This window comes from Streptomyces sp. NPDC031121 (assembly GCF_055570615.1).
This window is the reverse complement of the sequence record NZ_JBVIGV010000001.1, coordinates 1-20,224: the sequence shown is the minus strand read 5'-3', so window position 1 is coordinate 20,224 and position 20,224 is coordinate 1. Positions and strand designations below refer to the sequence as shown.

The following is a 20,224-nucleotide window of genomic DNA, read 5'->3' as shown; positions in this document are numbered from 1 at the left end:
GAACTGCGCCCCTCGCCGCCCGGCAATCAGCGGGGTGACCAGGGGCGCAGCTCAAAGCAGTGCTGGGAGAAGTGAACTACTTCTCGATGATCGCGAGCACGTCGCGAGCCGAGAGGACGAGGTACTCCTCGCCGCTGTACTTCACCTCGGTGCCGCCGTACTTGCTGTACAGCACGACGTCGCCGACGGAGACGTCCAGCGGCAGGCGCTGGCCGTCCTCGAAGCGGCCCGGGCCCACGGCGAGGACGACGCCCTCCTGGGGCTTCTCCTTCGCGGTGTCCGGGATGACCAGGCCGGAGGCCGTGGTCTGCTCGGCGTCGAGCGGCTGGACCACGATGCGGTCCTCAAGCGGCTTGATGGCAACCTTGGAGCTGGCGGTCGTCACGATCCGACCTCCCCCTTCGGAGATCTCACGGGGTTAACTGTCTGAGGTGGCGACCAGGTGGATCCGTCGTCGCGGGTGCCGGACCTGCCCGTCGCTGTGTTGGCACTCACCGGGGGCGAGTGCCAGGTGCGAGACTATTCCGGCGATTAGCACTCGGTCAAGCGGAGTGCCAACACGCTCTCCCGTCGTACGCCTTCCGGCCACTCCCAGGCCGAATCACGCGCCTGTACGCGGGGCTTCGGCACGCCCGGCGGCGTGTCGGCCCGGCGGGGTCGCGGGCCGGGGCAACCCCCGGGCGGCCGCACACGTCGTAGAAGATATGAAGATAAAGCGCCCCAATGCGGACGAGGCGGCTCCGGACGAAACCGCTCCGGACGGCACCTGCGCCCCGTGCGGGGCCTGAAGCCCCTGACGCCGGCGGGCGCGCGCCGGCGCACCGAGGCACTGCTGCTGGCGCTCACCGTCGGCATCACCGTCCTCGGCCACGCGAGCGCCGGCCTCGCGCTGAACGGGGCGCTGCCGGTCAACCTGGCCGCCTTCGGCGCCGGCATGAGCCTGCTGGCCCTCGTCGTCCACCTGGGCGTGCGCCGGTTCGCTGCGTACGCCGACCCGCTCGTCCTGCCGCTCGCCCTGCTGCTGACGGGGCTCGGGCTGGTGCTGCTGCACCGGCTCGACCACGCGTACATCGAGCGGTACGGGGGCGACGCATACGCGCCCGGCCAACTGGTGTGGACGGTCATCGGGGTGGCGGCCTGCCTGCTGGTGCTGGCGCTGCTGCGCGACCACCGGCGGCTCCAGCGGTTCATCTACCTCACGATGGCGGCGGCGCTGGTGCTGCTCGCTGCCCCGGCCTTCTCCCCTGCGGACACGTACGGCGCCAAGCGGTGGATCGTCGTCGGAGGCCTGTCGGTGCAGCCGGGCGAGTTCGTGAAGATCATGATCTCGGTGTTCTTCGCGGGCTACCTGGTGGTCCACCGGCACTCGCTGGCGCTGGCGGGCCGCCGGCTCCTCGGGGTGCAGCTGCCGCCGATGCGGCAGCTCGGCCCGATCGCCTCGGTGTGGGTCCTCTCGCTGCTCGTCCTGGTGTTCGAGCGCGACCTCGGGACGTCGCTGATCTTCTTCGGCGTCTTCGTGGTGATGCTGTACGTGGCCACCGAGCGCACCGGATGGATCGTCTGCGGGCTGGTCATGGCCGCGGGCGGCGCCTTCGCCGTCGGCTCGACCGAGCCGCACGTCAAGGCGCGCGTGGCGGCCTGGCTGAACCCGCTGTCGTACTACTGGGACGAGCGCCCGCCGGGCGTCACCTCGGAGCAGGCGGCGCAGGCGCTGTTCGGCTTCGGCAGCGGCGGCATGTCGGGGACGGGGCTCGGCCTCGGCCACCCCGAGCTGATCAGGTTCGCCGGCCGCAGCGACTTCATCCTCACCACCGTCGGCGAGGAGCTGGGCCTCGCAGGCGTCATGGCCGTCCTGCTGCTGTACGCGCTCCTCGTGCAGCGGGGGCTGCGGATGGCGCTGGGCGCCCGCGACCCGTTCGGGAAGCTGCTGGCGGTGGGCCTGTCGGCGGCGCTGGCGCTCCAGGTGTTCGTGGTGGCGGGCGGCGTGACCGGGCTGATCCCGCTGACCGGCAAGGCGCTGCCCTTCCTGGCGAAGGGAGGCTCGTCCCTGCTGGCCAACTGGATCATGGTCGCGCTGCTGCTGCGGATCAGCGACAGCGCGGAGCGGCAGCGCCAGGCCGACCGCCGCGGCCGCGCGGCGGCCGCCGTCGCGCCGCCGTCCGCGGCGCGGGCCCGGGCCGTGCCGGGCGGCTGATGGGCGAACGCGCGGGCCAGCGAGGCGGCGCCGAAGAGGACCAGGCCGAGGCGGAAGACGCGGCGCCGCCCGAAGCGGTCCGCGAGCGCGCCGGAGGCGATCAGCAGGCCTGCCAGGACCACGGTGTAGGCGTCCACGGCCCATTCCAGGCCGCGGGTGCCGGTGCCGAGGCCGCGGCCGATCGCGGGCAGGGCGACGTTGACGATCGTGGTGTCGACGCCGACCAGGAACATGCTCAGTGCGCACACGGCCAGGACGGTCCAGCGCCGCCGCGCCCCGGGCGCACCGGACGGCCCGGAAGCCGGCCCGGGGTGCGGCGCCGGGTCCGGCCCGGGGCGCCGTACGGGGTCGGCCCCGGCCTACGGCTCCGGGTCCGGCCCCGGAGGCCGTACGGGGTCGGGCTCAGGGCTTCGTACGGTGTCCGGCCCGGGAGGTCGTAGCGGCTGCGCGGCCGGTCGCGGGGCCGGGGCCGCGGCCGGGTTCGGGGTGGATGCCACGGGGTCCGCCTTCCGTCGGGGAGGGTCTGCCGGCCCATGCTCGGACCGGCCCCCGCCGCCCGCGGAGGAGTTTTGCGGAGACCGCAAAATGGGACCGTGGACGCGGACTCGCTGACGGAACTGCTCGACGCCATCGGGCCGCGCCTGCGCGCGCTGCGCCGGGCCCGCGGGCTCACCCTGGAGGCTCTCGCCGCGGACACCGGCATCTCCCTGAGCACGCTCTCCCGCCTGGAGTCCGGCCTGCGGCGCCCCACCCTGGACCTGCTGCTGCCGCTCGCGGCGGCGCACCGCGTCTCTCTCGACCAGCTGGTGGCCGCGCCCGCGACCGGCGACCCGGGGGTCCACCTGGTGCCGCGCCGGCGCGAGCGCGGCAGCGTCCTCGTCCCGCTGACCCAGTACCCGGGCCGCGTCCGGGGGTTCAAGCAGGTGCTCGCCCACCGCGAGCCGCGGCTCGTCAGCCACGAGGGCTACGAGTGGCTGTACGTGCTCGCCGGGGAGCTGCGGCTGCTGCTCGGGGAGCGGGAGTTCACGCTCCGCCCGGGCGAGGTCGCCGAGTTCGACACCGGCGAGCCGCACTGGTTCGGGCCGGCCGGCCCGGAGGCGGTGGAGATCCTGCACCTGTTCGGCCCCCGCGGGGACCAGGCGGTCGTCCGTACCGGTCCGGGGGCCGCGGCGCCGCAGGACCCGTGCGGCCAGGGGCCGTCAGGGCCTCAGAGGTAGTCCTCCAGGCGGCCTATGCGGAAGCCCTGCTCCTGGATGCTGCGCAGCATGTTGGCGGTCATCTGGACCTCGGTGGCGCCCTTGAGCTCGGCGGGGCCGCGGAAGTGGGCGAGGACGATGTCGCCGGGCCGCAGGCCGGAGCCCTCGGCGTACTGGAAGTCCTTGATCTGCATGGACGCCCGCCACAGCACGACCCGCGAGATGCCGCACTCGGCGGCGGCCTTCAGCGTGTCGTCGTTGTAGTTGCCGTAGGGCGGGCGGAAGAGGGGCGGCCTGGTGCCGAAGCGCTTCTCCAGGCGCTCCTGCTGACCGCATATCTCCTTCTTCTGCGCGGCGAAGGGCAGGGTCCGCAGGTTCGGGTGCGTCAGCGTGTGGTTGTTCACGGTGCTGCCCGAGCCGTTGTCGCGGAGCTTCTCGAAGTGCCCGTAGTCGGACGAGGCCGCGCTGTCCGTGAGGAACATGCTGATCGGCAGCCTGAGGTCGGCCGCCATCTTCAGGAACTCGGGGTCCTTCTCGGCGCCGTCGTCGAAGGTGAGGAAGACGGTCTTCTCGCCCGGGGGCAGGGGTATTCGGTCCACGACCTGCGCCTTCCCGGGCGCGCCGGGCGGCAGGGCCGGCTTCTGCGCCGGCTTGGGGGCGTACTCCAGGGGGGCGGCGAGCCCCCACTTGCGGTACGCCTGGCCGTCGGCCGCGGAGGCCGACGGGGAGGAGGCGCCCGGCCCGGCCCCCTGGTCCCCTGCCGGGGCGGAGGACTCGGACCGGGCGGTGTTGCGGCCCAGCCGCTCGATCGGGTCCACGCTGTTCCCGCATCCCGCCAGGGACAGTGCCAGCGCGCCGGCAGCGAGTATGGCAGCCGTCAGCCGGCGCGCGTGCTTCACAGGTAGTCCTCCAAGCGGGCCACGGCGTAACCCTTGTCCGTGACGGTCTTCATGACGTGGCGGATCATGTCGGGCATGGTGCCCTTCCAGTCCTCGCTCCCCCGGAAATGCGTGAGGATGATATCTCCGGGATGCAGGTCGCGGTCCCATTCTCGGTAGTCCATCCGGTTCGGGAAGCCCTCGGCGTTCCACAGCGGAACGGCCTTGATGCCGCAGGACTTTGCCGCGCGCAGGGTGTCCTCGTTGTAGTTGCCGTACGGCGGCCGGAAGAGCGCCGGGCGCTTGCCGAAGGTCTTCTGGATGGTGTCCTGCTGGCCGCAGATCTCCTCGCGCTGCTTCTCGTAGGAGAGCGCCGGCATGTACCGGTGGTTGAGGGTGTGGTTGTTCAGGGTGACGCCCGCGGCCTGCATGGCCTTGAAGTACGGGTAGTCGTCGCGGATGAGGTAGTCGCTGACGAACGCCGTGTACGGGATCTTCAGCTCCTGCATCATCTTCAGGAACTCGGGGTCCTTCTCCGCTCCGTCGTCGATCGTCAGGAAGACGACCTTGTCCTCGGTCGGAACGGTGGTGAAGACCGGGGGGAGTTCGTCGTGGCCGTCGACCTCGAAGCCGTCGCGGGTGGTGATCTCCGGCTTCTCCTCGGGGGCCGGCGGGGCCGTGAGGGGCGGCTTGTCGAGCTTCCACTTCTTCGCCGCGGCGATGACCGCCAGCCGGGCGGCCTTCTGCTTCTCGGCGTAGCTGCCGGCCGCACCGGCCGCACCCGGCGCCTCGGCGCCCTTGCCGGACTTGCCGGACTTGGCGGGGGCGGGCGCGCCGGAGTCCTGGGAGGAGCCGCACGCCGTGCCGAGGGCGGCGACCAGCAGGGCGGCGGCCGCGACCCCGGCCCGGCCGCCGCGGGGGCCGGCCGGCGACCGGCGACCATCAAGCGCCTTTTGTTCCTTTTGTCGTACTAGCTGCATAGCAGCGCATCCTGGCACCGCACCCGCACGCCGCCCCGCCGACACCGCGGAGCGCAGGGCCGTCTTCAACCGACTGGCCCACACTGGCCGACAATGAACGGGTGACCCCCGAAGACTTCGCCGCCCTCCTGACCCCGGAGGGCCGCACCCTCCTGGACTCCCTCCGCGACTACGACCCGGGCAGGGAGCTCGCCGTCGCCACCCGGCTGCGCCGCGACCACCCCGCCCCGCTCGTCTCCGCCGCGCTCGGGCAGGCCCGGCTGCGGCAGCGCGCGGTGGCGAAGTTCGGCGCCGAAGACGCCTTCCGGATGTACTTCACGCCCGGCGGCGCCGAGATGGCGACCCGCGCCTCCGTGGCCGAGTACCGCGCCGGCCGGCTCGCCGCCCTCGGCGTGCGCAGCGTCGCCGACCTGTGCTGCGGCATCGGCGGCGACGCCCTGGCCCTGGCCCGGCGGGGCATCCGCGTGCTGGCGGTGGACCGCGACCCGCTGACCGCGGCGGTCGCCCGCGCCAATGCCGAGGCGCTGGGCGTGGCCGACCTGGTGGAGGTCCGCGAGGAGGACGTCGCGGCCGTCGACACCTCCGGGTACGACGCCGTATTCGTCGACCCCGCCCGGCGCGGCGGCCGGGGCCGGGTCTTCGACCCGGAGGCGTACTCGCCCCCGCTGTCCTGGGCGGCCCGGGCGGCGGCCGCCGCGCCCTGCGGCGCCGTCAAGATCGCACCCGGGATCCCGCACGAGGCCGTCCCCGCGGGAGCCGAGGCCGAGTGGATCTCCGACCACGGCGACGTGAAGGAGGCCGTGCTGTGGTTCGGCGCGGCGGCCGCGGAGGCCGCGCGCGCCGTGCCCGGCACCGGGCCCGCCGTACGCGCCACCCTGCTGCCCGGCCCGCGCACCCTGCACGCCGCCGGCCCGCTGCCGCCTCCGCCGGTCGGGCCCGTGGGCCGCCACCTGTACGAGCCCGACGGCGCCGTCATCCGCTCGCACCTCGTCGCCGAGGTCGCCGCGCAGCTCGGGGGCCGGCTCATCGACCCGACGATCGCCTACGTCACCGCGGACGAGCTGCGCGCGACGCCGTACGCGACCGCGTACGAGATCACCGACGTGCTGCCGTTCGGGCTGAAGCCCCTGAAGGCGCTGCTGCGCGAGCGCCGCGTCGGCACCCTGACGGTGAAGAAGCGCGGCTCGGCCATCGAGCCGGAGGAGCTCCGCAGGAAGGTCAAGCCGCAGGGCCCGAACGCGGCGACGGTCTTCCTCACCCGCGTCGCGGGCGCCCCGTCGATGCTGATCGGGGCGCCGGCCGGCGCCGCGTGAGGGCACCCGCCCGCGGGTCAGCGGCCCGGGGCCGCCTCGACCGACTCGAAGCGCCAGCGGTGGACCGGGCGGGCGGCCAGGCCGGCGGGCGGGGAGGGGAGTTCGGGCAGGTCGGCCGTCAGGCCGTCCTCGGCCTCCCACCAGGTGACGACCAGCACCCGGTCCTGCGGCGCCCGGAACACCTCCCGCCGCAGCGGCTCCCCCTCCGAGGCCTGCGCACGGGCCCAGGCCAGCAGCTCCGGCCCGCGGCCCTCGGCGGCCCGGGCCTCCCACATCAGCGCGACGGTGCTCACGGGTACAGGTTGTCCTTGCTCAGCTCGTGCACGTGGTCATGGTCGTGGGCGTGGCCGTGCCCGTGGCCGTGGGTGTGCTCCTCCTCGGCGCTCCCCGGCACGTGCGGCTCCGTCACCGGCAGCGACGAGTCCGCGGACAGGTCCCAGTCCGAGGCCGGCCGGTTCCGCCGGACCATCTCCGCGCCCAGGGCCGCGACCATGGCGCCGTTGTCGGTGCACAGCTTGGGCCGCGGCACGCGCAGGACGATGCCCGCGTCGTCGCAGCGCTCCTGCGCCAGCGCCCGCAGCCGGGAGTTCGCGGCGACGCCGCCGCCGATCATCAGGTGGTCGACTCCCTCGTCCTTGCACGCGCGGATCGCCTTGCGCGTCAGGACGTCCACCACGGCCTCCTGGAAGGACGCCGCCACGTCCCGCACCGGCACCTCCTCGCCCGCGTTCCGCTTCGCCTCGATCCAGCGGGCCACGGCCGTCTTCAGCCCGGAGAAGGAGAAGTCGTACGCGGGGTCGCGCGACCCGGTCAGCCCGCGCGGGAAGTTGACGGCCTTAGGGTCGCCCTCCTTCGCGAGCCGGTCGATGACGGGCCCGCCGGGGAAGCCGAGCTGCAGCACCCGCGCGATCTTGTCGAAGGCCTCGCCGGCGGCGTCGTCGATGGTCGCGCCGAGCGGCCGCACGTCGGAGGTGATGTCCGGGGCGAGCAGCAGCGAGGAGTGCCCGCCGGACACCAGCAGCGCCATCGTCGGCTCGGGCAGCGGGCCGTGCTCCAGCTGGTCGACGCAGATGTGCGAGGCCAGGTGGTTCACGCCGTACAGCGGCTTGCCGAGGGCGTACGCGTAGGCCTTCGCGGCGGACACGCCGACGAGCAGCGCACCGGCCAGCCCCGGCCCTGCGGTGACGGCGACGCCGTCGAGGTCGCGGGCGCTGACCCCGGCCTCCTTCAGGGCGCGCTCGATGGTCGGGACCATCGCCTCCAGGTGGGCACGGGAGGCCACCTCGGGCACGACCCCGCCGAAGCGGGCGTGCTCGTCGACGCTGGAGGCGACGGCGTCGGCCAGCAGGGTGGTGCCGCGGACGATGCCGACGCCGGTCTCGTCGCAGGAGGTCTCGATGCCGAGGACGAGCGGTTCGTCAGCCATGGGTCTCACCTTGTACGGGTCCGTCCGCGGGGACGGAGAGTGCGGGATCGGAAAGGCGCATCACGAGCGCGTCGACGTTGCCTGGCTGGTAGTAGCCCCTGCGGAAGCCGATCGGCTCGAAGCCGAAGCGCTCGTAGAGCTTCTGGGCGCGGGTGTTGTCGACCCGCACCTCCAGCAGCACCTCGGCGCACTCGAACGCGGTGGCGGCGCGCAGCAGGTCGGTGAGCAGCCGGGCGCCGAGCCCGGTCCCCCACTGGTCGCGCGCGGCCGCGATGGTCTGTACGTCGGCCAGGTCGCCGGCGGCGGCCAGCCCGGCGTAGCCGACCAGGCGGCCGGCCGCGTCCTCGGCGACCACGTAGTGGCGCGTGGCGCGCGGGCCGCGGGAGTGGGCGAGCTCGGACCAGAACATGCCGGCGGACCAGGCGTCCTCGGGGAAGAGGTCCTGCTCCAGTTCCAGCACGGGCCCGATGTCCCACCAGCGCATCGGGCGCAGCACGGCGGTGCCGGCCGGCGGCGCCGCGGGCCGGGGGTCGGGCGACGGGCGGGCGGTCACTGCGGAGTGACCACCTTGTAGTTCTTCGGCACCTGCGCGTCGGGCCGGCGCAGGTACAGCGGGGCCGGCGGCAGGAAGTCCAGGCCGGCCTCCAGCCGGTGCGCGGCCAGCGCGGCCAGCGCGGCGGCGCTCTGGTGCTCGGGGTCGCGGGCGTCGGTGAAGACGTCCGGGTACAGCCGGGCGCCCTGGCCGACGGCGGGCAGCCCGGCAACCTGCTCGGCGATGTCGGCCGGGCGGTCCACGGCGGGCTCGCCGACCCGGGTGAGGGGGTCCTCGTAGCGCGCCCAGTAGACCTCCTTGCGCCGCGCGTCGGTGGCGACGGTGAAGGGGCCCTCGATGCCGGCGGCGCCCGCGGCGTATGCGAGCCCGTCGAGGGTGCACAGCCCGTGGACGGGGATGCCGAGGACGGCGGCGAAGGTGGTGGCGGTGGCCAGGCCCACGCGCAGCCCGGTGTAGGGGCCCGGGCCGACCCCGACGACGATGCCGGTGAGGGCGTCGAGCTTCAGCCCGGCCTCGGCGAGGACGCGGTCCACGGAGGGGAGCAGCAGCTCCCCGTGGCGGCGGGCGTCGACCTGGTGGGCCTCGGCGACGGTCCCGCGGCCGTCGTGGAGGGCGACGGTGACGGCGGGCGTGGCGGTATCTACGGCGAGCAAGAGCACGCGAACAGCCTACGACTCCCCGGGCCCCGGCCCTTGCGGCCGGTCACCGGGCACCCCGGCTGCTACCTTCGACCCAGGCATCGGCCGGGACCGGGGGCCGGGGGGCGCGCCCCGCCGGCGGGCGGCCGGCCAGGGGAAGCACGGAGAGGTGGAGCAAGGTGGCAAGCAGAAGCTCGGGAATCGTGGCCGGGCTCACCGTCGCGGCGCTGGCCGCGGTCGGCTTCCTCGGCTACCAGGCCTCCGCGACCGCGCCCGCGGCTCCCGTGCAGCCCCCGAAGGCTGCGCCCTCCCCCGGGGCGGTCGCGCCGGCGCCGGGCCCGGAGAAGCCGGCGGCCGTGCCGGCCGACTCCGGCACCGGGGTGCGGGTCGTGTACTCCCTGGGCCAGAAGCGGGTGTGGCTGGTCGGGGAGGACGGGCGGGAGCCCAGGACGTTCCCCGTGATGCCGAGCACGGTCAACCCGAAGATGGGAACCTACCTGGTGACTTCGCGCGCGGGTGCGGTGACCGGCTCGGACGGGGTGCCCATCGAGCACGTGGTGCGCTTCGCGAGCACCGACGGCGTCGTGGTGGGCTTCAGCGCGCGCGTCGACGGCGGGATGCCGCAGCCGGACCCGGCGAAGAAGACCGGCGGCATCCGGATGAGCCGGGCCGACGGCGACGCGATGTGGGCGTTCGCGACGATCAACTCCAAGATCGTCGTCGTTCCCTGACGCCGACCGGGCGCGTGGGCACCCGCTCGGCGGACGGCTTCCCCCGGACCCGGCGGGCGGGCGGCTCAGGCGGCCTCGGATTCCGGTCCGGGCTGCGCCAGCGGCTCGCGGCCCGATGCGCCGCGGCCGGGGGCGGAGGCCTCCCGGACGGGCCGGGCCTGCTCGCGGGCGGGCGGCGTGGAGACGGCCGTCGCGGCCGCGCACGCGGCGAGCAGGGTGCCCATGGGGACGGCGGACGGGCGGTGGTCGCGGGGTGCTGCTCCTGTCGGCATGGCTGCCCTCCTGGCCCCGGGCCGGCCGTACTTAGGTAGGCCTAACCTGCCCTCTGTACCATGTCACCACGGGCGCGTCGTCCGGCGCAATATCTTCCCGACAGGTTGTCGGCACGTTTTCCCCGGCGGCCGCCCGCCGCACCCCGCGGCGCCCTCAGCCCGCGGCCCCCAGCCCCGCCAGCGCGTCCGGCGCGGCCCAGCGGGCGCCCACGCCGTGCACCGTGACCTCCCGTACGTCGTCGAGGACCTCCTCGTGGCCGACGGCCCGCGCGATCACCACGTGCAGCCGGTCGTCGGACAGCTCCTCCACCTTGCCGTCGCCCCACTCGACGACGACCACGGACTCGGGCAGCGAGACGTCGAGGTCCAGGTCCTCCATCTCGTCGAGCCCGCCGCCCAGGCGGTACGCGTCCACGTGCACCAGCGCCGGACCGGAGCCCAGCGGGGGGTGGACCCGGGCGATCACGAACGTCGGGGAGGTCACCGCGCCGCGCACGCCGAGCCCCTCGCCCAGCCCGCGCGTCAGCGTCGTCTTGCCCGCGCCCAGCTCCCCGGTCAGCAGCACCAGGTCGCCGGGGCGCAGCAGGCCGGCGATGCTCCGGCCGAGTGCCTGCATCGCCCCGGGCGAGTCCACGGTGATCCGGGCCCGGGCGCCGGGTCCCTGCGGCCCCGGACCCGGCTGCGGCACCGGGCTGCGGGGGGCTTCCAGCGGTACGTCTTCCATGTGCGCCAACGTTAGCCGCTGCCGGGCACCGCGCCGGTGCGGGTGAGCAGCTCCAGGAGCAGCGCCGTCACCGTCTCCGGGTACTCCAGCATCATCAGGTGCCCGGCCCGCTCCAGCACCACCAGCTCCGCGGCGGGCAGGGCGTCCTTCATGGCCTGGCTGTGCGCGGCGGGCGTGATCAGGTCGCGGTCGCCGGCGATGACGGTGACCGGGATGTCCCCGAACCGCTGGAGGGCCTCCGTCTTGTCGTGGGACTGGAACGCCGGGTAGAACTCGGCGACCACGTCGATCGGGGTGTGCTCGATGAGCCGCTCCGCGAACCGGGCGACCGCGGGGTCCACCTCGCGGGGCGCGCCGAACGAGTACAGCTTGACCATCCCCGCGAACAGGTCGGCGGTGGCCCTGCGGCCCCGTTCCACCAGCTCCACCTGGGAGCCGAGCACCTTCAGGACGGGCGGCAGGATGCGCCGCACCGCGCCGAGGCCGAAGGCGGGCAGCCCGTACGTCACCTCGCTCAGGCGGCCGCTGGATGTGCCGACCAGGGTGACGCCGACGACGCGCTCGCGGACCAGGTCGGGGTACTGGTCGGCCAGCGCCATGATCGTCATGCCGCCCATGGAGTGCCCCACCAGGATGAGCGGGCCCTCCGGGGCGGCGGCGTCGATGACGGCCTTCAGGTCGCGGCCGAGGCAGTCGATGGTGACGGGCTCGCCGTCGGCCTGGGCGAAGCCGCGGGCGCTGCGGCCGTGGCTGCGCTGGTCCCAGTACACCGCGCGGACCGTCCCGCGCAGCGCGGCGCGCTGGAAGTGCCAGGAGTCCTGGGCGAGGCAGTAGCCGTGGCAGAACACGACGGTCGGGGCGGGCTCGTCCTTGGGCCGCAGCCCCGGGCGGGCCAGCTCGGCGTCCGGGGCCGGCTCCTCCACCTCGAAGTGCAGCTCGGTGCCGTCCTCGGCGTAGGCGGCGCCCGGCGTCCCGCGCAGGGAGCCGTAGTCGCCGGCGGCGTCCAGCGCCAGGCGCGCCTTGCGCCGCACACCGCGCCCGACCGTGATCCGTTCGACGGCCACGCCGGCCGCCGCACCGGCGGCCACCATGCCGATGACGGCTCCGGCCCAGCCGGCCCTGCGCCAGTTCTCGCTCACGCGGCCCCCACTCAGCCGTTGCGGTAGACGCGGGGCACGCGCGCTCCGATGCGGGTGACGATCTCGTAGGCGATCGTGTCCGCCGCCTGCGCCCAGTCCTCGGCGGTGGGCTCACCGTGCTCGCCGCTGCCGAAGAGGACGGCCTCGTCGCCCGGCCCGACGCGGCGGGGGCCGTGGTCGCGGCCGAGGTCGACGACGAACTGGTCCATGGCGACGCGGCCGGCGACGCGGCGAATCCTTCCTCCGACCGCGACCGGGCCCCGGCCGGAGGCGTGCCGGGGGACGCCGTCGGCGTACCCGGCGGGGATCAGCGCCAGGTCGGTCTCGGCCTCGGTGGTGTAGTGGAGGCCGTAGCTGACGCCGTGCCCGGCGGGCACCGTCTTGACGAGGGCGACGGAGGCCTTCAGCGACATCGCGGGCCGCAGCCCCAGCTCCGCGGAGGTGCCCAGCTCGGGCGCGGGCGAGACCCCGTAGACGGCGAGGCCGCAGCGCACCAGGTCGTAGTGGCTCTCCGGGAGGGTGAGCGTCGCCGGGGAGTTGGCGATGTGCCGGACCTCGGGCTCCAGGCCCTCCTTCTCGGCGTACGCGAGCATGTCACCGAAGGCGGCGAGCTGGAGCGGGATGGACGGGTGCCCCGGCTCGTCGGCGCAGGCGAGGTGCGACCAGACCCCGGTGACGCGGACGGTGCCCTCGGCCTCGGCGGCCGCGGCCGCGCCGACGAGCTCGGCCCAGTCGGCGGGCTGGCAGCCGGCCCGGCCGAGACCGGTGTCGGCCTTCAGCTGGATCCGGGCGGGGCGGCCCGCGGCCCGGGCCGCGTCCTGCACCTCGCGCAGGGCCCACATCCCGCTGACGGACACGTCGATGCCCGCCTCGACGGCCTCGCGCCAGGGGCCGCCCGGCGTCCACAGCCAGCACAGCAGGGGCGCGTCGATCCCGGCGGCGCGCAGGGCGAGCGCCTCCTGCGGGGTGGCCGTGCCGATCCAGGCGGCGCCCGCCTCCAGCGCGGCGCGGGCACAGGGGACGGCACCGTGCCCGTAGGCGTCCGCCTTGACCACGGCCATGAGCGCGGCCCGGGGCGCCCGCGCGCGCAGGGCGCGCACGTTGTCCCGTACGGCGTCCAGATCGATCTCGGCGTACACGCGCGTCGGTGTCTCGTTCATCGCCCCCAGTCTCTCAGAGCCCGTCCCGGCCCGACCGCAGGGCGTGTACCGGCCCTGTCACAGAGGACCCGCCCAGACCTGCGGCGGACCGCGCCGCGGGCGCCGGCGGCGGGTCAGGGGCCCTGCACCGCGCGCCAGGCCGCGGGCAGCGCCGCGGCCACCTCGTGGGCGAGCAGCGGGGCGCCGGCCGCGGCCCGCCCGGCGGACAGGCCGTGCAGGTACGCCGCCGCGGACGCCGCGTCGGCGGCCGGCAGCCCGGCCGCGAGGAGGGAGCCGGCGAGGCCGGACAGGACGTCGCCGCTGCCGGCCGTGGCCAGCCAGGGCGTCCCGGTGGGGTTCACCCGGACGGGCCCGCGGCCGTCGCACACCAGGGTCGTCGAGCCCTTCAGCAGCACCACGGCCCCGAACCGGGCGGCCAGCTCCCGTACGGCCGCGAGCCGCCCGGACTCCACGTGCGCGCGCGGCACGCCGAGCAGCGCGGCCGCCTCCCCCGCATGCGGCGTCAGCAGGGTCGGCGCCGTGCGGGCGCGCAGCACCGCCGGGTCCAGGCCGCGCAGCCCGTCCGCGTCCACCAGCACCGGCACCGGCTCGGCCAGCGCCCGCGCTGCCTCCGCGGCCCGGTCGCCGCCGAGGCCCGGCCCGACCACCCAGGCCTGCACCCGGCCGGGCCCGACGAGCGTCTCCGGGTAGCGGGCCAGCACCTCCTCGTGCGCCGGGCCGACGTAGCGCACCGCGCCCGCGCCGCCGCGCAGCGCCCCCGCCACGGCCAGGACGGCCGCGCCCGGGTACTGCGCCGATCCGGCGACGACGCCGACGACGCCGCGGCTGTACTTGTCGCTCGCCGCGCCGGGCCGCGGCAGGAGGGTGGCGATGTCGGCGTCCTCCGGGGCGGCGGCGTCCGGGGTGCCGAGCGCGGCCGGGTCCAGGCCGATGTCCACCAGCCGCACCTCGCCGGCCCGGCTCGCGCCGGGGTCGACGAGGAGGCCCGGCTTGTACGCCCCGAACGTGACGGTGGTGCCGGCCCGTACGGCGGCGCCGGCGACCTCCCCGGTGTCCGCGTCCACCCCGCTGGGCAGGTCCACGGCGACGACGGGTGCGCCGGGCGGGATCCGCTCCACGAGCGCCGCCGCGGCCGGGCGCAGTCCGCCCTGCCCGCCGATGCCGAGCAGGCCGTCCACGACCAGGTCCGCGCGGTCCGGCACCGCGGCGGCCACCCGGCCGCCCGCGGCGCGCAGGGCCGCCAGCCCGCCCGGGTGCACGCGGCCGGGGTCGGCGGGCACCGCGGTCACCGCGGCGCCGCGGCGGGCGAGCCGGGCGCCCGCGTACAGGGCGTCGCCGCCGTTGTCGCCGGGCCCGACGAGCAGGACGACCCGGGCGCCGTACACCTTCGGCAGCAGGCCGGCGCAGGCGGCGGCCAGCCCGGCCGCCGCACGCTGCATCAGGGCGCCCTCCGGCAGCCGCGCCATCGCCGCCCGCTCCGCGGCCCGCACGTTCTCCACGCTGTAAGCAGTACGCATGGGCCCAGCCTGCCCGATCGGCGGCGCGGCAGCCGTCAGCCCTCGGCGATGACGACGGCCGAGGCGACGCCCGCGTCGTGGCTGAGCGAGAGGTGAAAGGACTTCACGTTCAGCTCCACCGCCCGCGCCTCGACGGTGCCCCGCACCCGCACCCGCGGCTGCCCCGTCTCCTCCACGTACACCTCCGCATCGGTCCACAGCATGCCGCCGGGCGCGCCGAGCGCCTTGGCGAGCGCCTCCTTCGCGGCGAACCGGGCGGCGAGCGAGGCGATCCCGCGCCGCTCCCCGCTCGGCAGCACCAGCTCCGACTCGGTGAACAGCCGCTGGGCCATGCCCGGCGTCCGCTCCATCGACACGCCGAAGCGCTCGATCTCCGCCACGTCGATCCCCACGCCGATGATCACGACGGCGACCCCCCGCTCTCTCCTATTCCACGGTCACGGACTTCGCGAGATTACGCGGCTGGTCCACCTCGTTGCCGCGCGCCGTGGCCAGTTCGCACGCGAACACCTGGAGCGGCACGGTGGCCACGAGCGGCTGGAGCAGCGTCGGCGTCACCGGGATGCGGACCAGGTGGTCGGCGTACGGGACGACCGCCTGGTCGCCCTCCTCGGCGATGACGATGGTCCGCGCACCCCGCGCCCGGATCTCCTGGATGTTCGACACGATCTTGTCGTGGAGGACGGAGCGCCCGCGCGGCGACGGCACGACCACCACCACCGGCAGGTCCTTCTCGATCAGCGCGATCGGGCCGTGCTTGAGCTCGCCCGCCGCGAATCCCTCCGCGTGCATGTACGCGAGCTCCTTCAGCTTCAGCGCGCCCTCCAGGGCCACCGGGTAGCCGACGTGCCGGCCGAGGAACAGCACGGTGTTCTTGTCGGCGAGGGACCGCGCCAGCGCCCGCACCGGCTCCATGGTCTCCAGGACGGCCTCCACCGCCCCGGCGATGTCGGACAGTTCGCGGACGACCGCCCCGACCTCGTCGCCCCACTTCGTGCCGCGCACCTGGCCCAGGTAGAGCGCGACCAGGTAGCAGGCCACCAGCTGCGTCAGGAACGCCTTGGTCGAGGCGACGGCCACCTCCGGACCGGCGTGCGTGTACAGCACGGCGTCCGACTCGCGCGGGATCGTCGAGCCGTTCGTGTTGCAGATGGCGAGCACCTTCGCGCCCTGCTCGCGCGCGTGCCGCAGCGCCATCAGCGTGTCCATGGTCTCCCCGGACTGCGAGATGGCCACCACCAGCGTCCGCTGGTCCAGGATCGGATCGCGGTAGCGGAACTCGCTTGCCAGCTCCGTCTCGCAGGGGATGCGCGTCCAGTGCTCGATGGCCAGCTTGGCGATGAGGCCGGCGTGGTAGGCCGTGCCGCAGGCCACGATCACCACCTTGTCGACCTCGCGGAGCACCGACGCGGGGATGCGCACCTCGTCGAGGGTGAGGGAGCCGCTCGCGTCGATGCGGCCGAGGAGGGTGTCGGCGACGGCCTTCGGCTGCTCGGCGATCTCCTTCAGCATGAAGTAGTCGTAGCCGCCCTTCTCCGCGGCCGAGGTGTCCCAGTCGACGTGGTAGGCGCGGACGTCGGCGGGCGAGCCGTCGAAGCCGGTGACGGTGACGCCGTCCCGGCGCAGCTCCACCACCTGGTCCTGGCCCAGCTCGATCGCGGAGCGGGTGTGCGCGATGAACGCGGCCACGTCGGAGGCGAGGAAGTTCTCGCCCTCGCCGACGCCGACGACGAGGGGCGAGTTGCGGCGCGCGCCGACGACGGTGTCCGGCACGTCGGCGTGCACGGCGACCAGCGTGAAGGCGCCCTCCAGGCGGCGGCACACCCGGCGCATCGCCTCCGCGAGGTCCCCGGCCGCCGCGAACTCCTCGGCCAGCAGGTGGGCGGTGACCTCGGTGTCGGTCTCGGAGTCCAGCCGGTGCCCGCGGTCTTCGAGTTCGGCCCGCAGCACGGCGAAGTTCTCGATGATGCCGTTGTGGACGACGGCGACCCGGCCCGCGTTGTCCAGGTGCGGGTGGGCGTTGGCGTCGGTGGGGCCGCCGTGCGTCGCCCACCGGGTGTGGCCGAGCCCGGTGGAGCCGGGCGGCAGCGGATCGGAGACGAGCTGCTTCTCCAGGTTGACGAGCTTCCCGGCCTTCTTCGTCGAGGCGAGCTCCCCGTCGGCGACGACGGCGACGCCCGCCGAGTCGTAGCCGCGGTACTCCAGCCGCTTGAGTCCGGCGACGACCACATCGAGCGCCGACTGCGCTCCTACGTAACCCACAATTCCGCACATAGCGCGCAGCGTACGCCCGAGTTGACGCCCCGTCCCGTACCGGACCAGACGAAAACCCCGCCCCGGCGAACGCGCCGGAGCGGGGTTGACGTGCTTCGAGCCGGCCTGCTTCGAGCCGGCCTGCGGGTCAGCCCAGCTTCTTGACCTGCGCGTCGACGACGGCCTTCGGCTGCTCGGCGACACCCTTCAGGCTGAGCGCCGAGAAGGTCGCGACGGTGTTGGCCTTGCGCACGACGACCAGCTGCGTCGAGATCTTCGTGCCGTCGGAGTCGGCCTCCACGGTGTACGCGAGGGCCTCGTCACCCGCGGTCACCGGCGTGCCGGGGGCCACCTTGGTGACCTTGGCCGACTCGCCGTCCTGGGTGACGCCGTAGCCGGCGGCGCAGGCCGTGCCCGCGCTCTTCAGCGCGGCGAAGGCCTCCTCGGCGCCCTTGCCGTCGTACGAGGAGAGGGTGACGGCGGTGGCGTTCGCGCCGAGCGCGTCCATGATCGCCTTCATCTTGGCGTCCGGGGTGTCGGCGGCGCCGCCGTCCTTCGGCTTGGCGACGGCCTTGGTCCTCGCGGTGCCGGCCGCCTTGCCCACGGGGGCCATCGACTGGGCCTTGACCAGCGGCAGGCAGTCGGGCTTGTCGCTGGTGGCGGCGGCACCGGCGGCGGCCTCGGCGGCCGTGGCCTCCTTCACCAGGTGGTCGGGCAGGTCGGCCTGCTTCACGATCACGCCGGCCAGCTCGGCGTCGGTCTTGCCCTTCGCGGCCGGGGCCGCCGAGGAGGCGGCGGGGGCCGGGGCGTCGGCCTTGGCCTCGCCCTTGGAATCGGACGAGCCGCACGCGGTGGCCAGCAGGGCCAGGGACACGGCAGACGCGGTCATGACAGAACGGCGGACGAAGGTGCTGCGCACGGTGGAACTCCCCCGGAAGCGGTTGCGAGAAACGATGCAGGAACCTCCGGCGCGGCACCACTCCCCGTGGAAACACCCGCCCGGAAACGTCCTTGATCGGAAATCTACGCGCCCGATCCGACAGCACCGCCGGGATCAAAGCCCTGCGACGTGATCGTGACCGCAGCGAGACCGAAACCCGACGCCTGCGCCACGTGACCGACCCCACCACCCACGCGCGGCCCCCAGCCCCGACAATGGAGTGTGATCACTTCGCCGCCACGAAGCAGCACGCCGGACCCGGACTGCGGGACGGAGCGCCCCGGACGGCCCGAGCGCACCCCGCGCCGGACCGAGGCCTCCCCCTACGTGGACCTGACCCGGGCCGAGTGGAGCGCGCTGCGCGAGCGGACGCCGCTGCCCCTGACGGCCGAGGAGGTCGAGCGGCTCCGCGGCCTCGGCGACGTCATCGACCTGGACGAGGTCCGCGACGTCTACCTGCCGCTCTCCCGCCTCCTCAACCTGTACGTCGGCGCCACCAGCAACCTGCGCGGCGCGCTGAACACCTTCCTCGGCGACGCGGGCGGCAACGGCCACGGCAGCCAGCAGGGCACCCCGTTCGTCATAGGAGTCGCCGGCTCCGTCGCCGTCGGCAAGTCCACCGTGGCCCGCCTGCTCCAGGCGCTGCTGGCGCGCTGGCCGGAGCACCCCCGCGTCGAGCGCGTCACCACCGACGGCTTCCTCTACCCGATGGAGGAGCTCCGGCGCCGCGGCCTGACCTCCCGCAAGGGCTTCCCGGAGTCCTACGACCGCCGGGCCCTGACCCGCTTCGTCGCCGACATCAAGGCCGGCAAGGACGAGGTCACCGCCCCGGTGTACTCCCACCTGATCTACGACATCGTGCCCGGCGAGCGGCTCGTCGTCCGCCGCCCGGACATCCTGATCGTGGAGGGCCTGAACGTCCTCCAGCCGGCCCTGCCCGGCAAGGACGGCCGGACCAGGGTGGGCCTCGCCGACTACTTCGACTTCAGCGTGTACGTGGACGCGCGCGCCGAGGACATCGAGCGCTGGTACCTCAACCGCTTCCGCAAGCTGCGGGAGACCGCCTTCCAGGACCCCTCGTCCTACTTCCGCAGGTACACGCAGGTCTCCGAGGAGGAGGCGCTGGAGTACGCGAAGACGATGTGGCGGACGGTCAACAAGCCGAACCTGCTCCAGAACGTCGCCCCGACCCGCGGCCGCGCCACCCTGGTCGTCCGCAAGGGGGCCGACCACAAGGTGCAGAAACTGAGCCTGCGCAAGCTCTGAGGCTACGGTGCGGGGATGCTGCACCTACGGATGATCACCCCGCCCGACCGGACCGACGCCGTCCTGGAGCTGATCGACCAAACGGTGGGCACCACGCACGTGGCCGTGCTCCCAGGCGCCGCCCGCGAGCCGGCCGGCGACCTCGTGCTGTGCGACGTGGCCCGCGAGGCCGGGGACGGGCTGCTGCACGGGCTGCGCACACTCGGCATCGACCGCGACGGCTCGATCGCCGTCGAGGACATCGACCTGTCGCTGTCCGACCGGGCCGAGCGCGCGGAGGAGGAGGCCCCGGGCGAGGCCGCCGACGCGGTGCTCTGGGAGAAGCTGACCGAGGCGACGCGGGAGGACTCCACCCTCACCCTCACCTACCTGGTCTTCCTCGCCGTCGCCACGATGATCGCGGCCTGCGGCGTGGCCCTCGACAACGCCGTCCTGATCGTCGGCGCGATGGCCGTCGGCCCGGAGTTCGGGCCCCTCGCAGGAGTCTGCACGGGGCTCGTGCGCGGCGCTCCGCGCCTCGCGGCGCGCTCGGCGAGCGCCCTCGCCGTCGGATTCACCTCGGCCATCGCGGCGACGACCCTGTTCAGCCTCGGCATGACGGCGATCGGCCAGATCGACGCGGCGATGCTGGAGGCGCCGCGCCCCAACACCAGCTTCGTCTGGCAGCCCGACCCGTTCTCCTTCATCGTGGCGCTGCTCGCCGGCACGGCCGGCATGCTGTCGCTGACGTCCGCGAAGTCCGGCGCCCTCGTCGGCGTCGCGATCTCGGTGACCACGGTGCCCGCCGCCGCGAACGCGGCCCTGGCGCTCAGCTTCGGGGACATCCCGCAGATGTGGGGCTCGGCCGTGCAGCTCGCCCTGAACCTGTCCGGGATCGTGCTGGCCGGCACGCTGACCCTGCTGGGCTGGAAACTGCTGTGGGGGGGGGGGGGGGGGGGGGGGGAACGGGGGGGGGGGGGGGGGGAGCAACAAAGGGACGATTGCCCTTCCCCACCCACGGGTGCGGGGAGGTGTCGGTGGCTGCCTTTGACCCCACAACAGGCC

Annotated in this window: 20 protein-coding genes and 2 pseudogenes; 6 read left to right on the top strand and 16 right to left on the bottom strand. The window is 74.7% G+C overall.

The genetic code is table 11. From position 1 onward, the window contains the following. Positions 1-76: 76 nt before the first annotated feature. Complete coding sequence (gene groES, locus ACZ462_RS00110; protein WP_114053772.1) at positions 77-385, bottom strand: co-chaperone GroES; 309 nt, start codon at positions 383-385, stop codon at positions 77-79. A 390-nt stretch (positions 386-775) separates the two neighbouring features. Here groES and ACZ462_RS00105 point away from each other — a divergent pair, with 390 nt between their 5' ends. Beyond that, a complete protein-coding gene (locus ACZ462_RS00105) occupies positions 776-2,194 on the top strand; it encodes an FtsW/RodA/SpoVE family cell cycle protein (RefSeq protein ID WP_467808093.1) in 1,419 nt (472 codons plus the stop codon). A 5-nt stretch (positions 2,195-2,199) separates the two neighbouring features. On the opposite strand, the pseudogene ACZ462_RS00100 reads toward ACZ462_RS00105, so the two are convergent. After that, positions 2,200-2,427 (bottom strand): annotated as a pseudogene (locus tag ACZ462_RS00100) (MFS transporter); the annotation flags it as partial. A gap of 360 nt (positions 2,428-2,787) precedes the next feature. Here ACZ462_RS00100 and ACZ462_RS00095 point away from each other — a divergent pair. Next, positions 2,788-3,411 (top strand): helix-turn-helix domain-containing protein, encoded by a 624-nt coding sequence (locus ACZ462_RS00095; RefSeq protein ID WP_467808092.1) that lies wholly within the window; start codon positions 2,788-2,790, stop codon positions 3,409-3,411. Here the strand turns inward: ACZ462_RS00095 and ACZ462_RS00090 are convergent. Beyond that, entirely contained in the window at positions 3,402-4,289 is an 888-nt protein-coding gene (locus ACZ462_RS00090; protein WP_467808091.1) for a polysaccharide deacetylase family protein, read from the bottom strand. The genes ACZ462_RS00095 and ACZ462_RS00090 overlap by 10 nt on opposite strands. Continuing rightward, on the bottom strand, positions 4,286-5,248 hold the full coding sequence (locus ACZ462_RS00085; RefSeq protein ID WP_467808090.1) for a polysaccharide deacetylase family protein: 963 nt from the start codon (positions 5,246-5,248) through the stop codon (positions 4,286-4,288). Before ACZ462_RS00085 ends, ACZ462_RS00090 begins: the two co-directional genes overlap by 4 nt. Positions 5,249-5,349: 101 nt before the next feature. On the opposite strand from ACZ462_RS00085, the gene ACZ462_RS00080 reads away from it, so the two are divergent. Then, positions 5,350-6,561 carry a class I SAM-dependent methyltransferase gene (locus ACZ462_RS00080; RefSeq protein WP_467808088.1) on the top strand — a complete coding sequence of 404 codons (1,212 nt, stop codon included), beginning with the start codon at positions 5,350-5,352 and terminating at the stop codon, positions 6,559-6,561. A 17-nt stretch (positions 6,562-6,578) separates the two neighbouring features. Here the strand turns inward: ACZ462_RS00080 and ACZ462_RS00075 are convergent, their stop codons facing one another. The 4 genes from ACZ462_RS00075 to tsaB form a co-directional block, all read right to left on the bottom strand. Beyond that, entirely contained in the window at positions 6,579-6,836 is a 258-nt protein-coding gene (locus ACZ462_RS00075; RefSeq protein WP_467808131.1) for a hypothetical protein, read from the bottom strand. Positions 6,837-6,850: 14 nt separating this feature from the next. Next, the gene (gene tsaD, locus ACZ462_RS00070; RefSeq protein ID WP_467808087.1) at positions 6,851-7,987 is read right to left on the bottom strand and encodes a tRNA (adenosine(37)-N6)-threonylcarbamoyltransferase complex transferase subunit TsaD; all 1,137 of its coding nucleotides are present in this window, start codon (positions 7,985-7,987) and stop codon (positions 6,851-6,853) included. After that, positions 7,980-8,471 carry a ribosomal protein S18-alanine N-acetyltransferase gene (gene rimI / locus ACZ462_RS00065; protein ID WP_467808129.1) on the bottom strand — a complete coding sequence of 164 codons (492 nt, stop codon included), beginning with the start codon at positions 8,469-8,471 and terminating at the stop codon, positions 7,980-7,982. The genes tsaD and rimI overlap by 8 nt, the downstream gene beginning before the upstream one ends. 65 nt (positions 8,472-8,536) lie before the next feature. Continuing rightward, the gene (gene tsaB / locus ACZ462_RS00060; RefSeq protein ID WP_467808085.1) at positions 8,537-9,199 is read right to left on the bottom strand and encodes a tRNA (adenosine(37)-N6)-threonylcarbamoyltransferase complex dimerization subunit type 1 TsaB; all 663 of its coding nucleotides are present in this window, start codon (positions 9,197-9,199) and stop codon (positions 8,537-8,539) included. A 158-nt stretch (positions 9,200-9,357) separates the two neighbouring features. On the opposite strand from tsaB, the gene ACZ462_RS00055 reads away from it, so the two are divergent. After that, positions 9,358-9,909 carry a hypothetical protein gene (locus ACZ462_RS00055; RefSeq protein ID WP_467808084.1) on the top strand — a complete coding sequence of 184 codons (552 nt, stop codon included), beginning with the start codon at positions 9,358-9,360 and terminating at the stop codon, positions 9,907-9,909. A 65-nt stretch (positions 9,910-9,974) separates the two neighbouring features. Here the strand turns inward: ACZ462_RS00055 and ACZ462_RS00050 are convergent, their stop codons facing one another. The 8 genes and pseudogenes from ACZ462_RS00050 to ACZ462_RS00015 form a co-directional block, all read right to left on the bottom strand. Continuing rightward, complete coding sequence (locus ACZ462_RS00050) at positions 9,975-10,181, bottom strand: hypothetical protein (protein WP_467808083.1); 207 nt, start codon at positions 10,179-10,181, stop codon at positions 9,975-9,977. A gap of 154 nt (positions 10,182-10,335) precedes the next feature. Continuing rightward, positions 10,336-10,905, bottom strand: coding sequence for a tRNA (adenosine(37)-N6)-threonylcarbamoyltransferase complex ATPase subunit type 1 TsaE (gene tsaE, locus ACZ462_RS00045; RefSeq protein WP_467808081.1), 570 nt, complete (start codon positions 10,903-10,905; stop codon positions 10,336-10,338). Continuing rightward, positions 10,874-11,996: pseudogene (locus ACZ462_RS00040) on the bottom strand (alpha/beta fold hydrolase); the annotation flags it as partial. The gene tsaE and the pseudogene ACZ462_RS00040, both read right to left, overlap by 32 nt. Positions 11,997-12,055: 59 nt before the next feature. Then, the gene (gene alr / locus ACZ462_RS00035) at positions 12,056-13,204 is read right to left on the bottom strand and encodes an alanine racemase (RefSeq protein ID WP_467808080.1); all 1,149 of its coding nucleotides are present in this window, start codon (positions 13,202-13,204) and stop codon (positions 12,056-12,058) included. Between the two features lie 113 nt (positions 13,205-13,317). Further along, positions 13,318-14,721 (bottom strand): NAD(P)H-hydrate dehydratase, encoded by a 1,404-nt coding sequence (locus tag ACZ462_RS00030; protein WP_467808078.1) that lies wholly within the window; start codon positions 14,719-14,721, stop codon positions 13,318-13,320. Between the two features lie 35 nt (positions 14,722-14,756). Continuing rightward, positions 14,757-15,125 (bottom strand): holo-ACP synthase, encoded by a 369-nt coding sequence (locus ACZ462_RS00025; RefSeq protein ID WP_114053760.1) that lies wholly within the window; start codon positions 15,123-15,125, stop codon positions 14,757-14,759. A 22-nt stretch (positions 15,126-15,147) separates the two neighbouring features. Next, the gene (glmS, locus tag ACZ462_RS00020; protein ID WP_467808077.1) at positions 15,148-16,995 is read right to left on the bottom strand and encodes a glutamine--fructose-6-phosphate transaminase (isomerizing); all 1,848 of its coding nucleotides are present in this window, start codon (positions 16,993-16,995) and stop codon (positions 15,148-15,150) included. Positions 16,996-17,122: 127 nt separating this feature from the next. Continuing rightward, complete coding sequence (locus tag ACZ462_RS00015; protein ID WP_467808076.1) at positions 17,123-17,863, bottom strand: hypothetical protein; 741 nt, start codon at positions 17,861-17,863, stop codon at positions 17,123-17,125. 378 nt (positions 17,864-18,241) lie between these two features. Between ACZ462_RS00015 and coaA the strand changes: the two genes are divergently transcribed. Further along, entirely contained in the window at positions 18,242-19,180 is a 939-nt protein-coding gene (gene coaA, locus ACZ462_RS00010) for a type I pantothenate kinase (RefSeq protein WP_467808128.1), read from the top strand. Positions 19,181-19,195: 15 nt separating this feature from the next. Then, positions 19,196-20,224: DUF389 domain-containing protein (locus tag ACZ462_RS00005; protein ID WP_468250814.1), on the top strand; the 1,029-nt coding region annotated here is incomplete at its 3' end.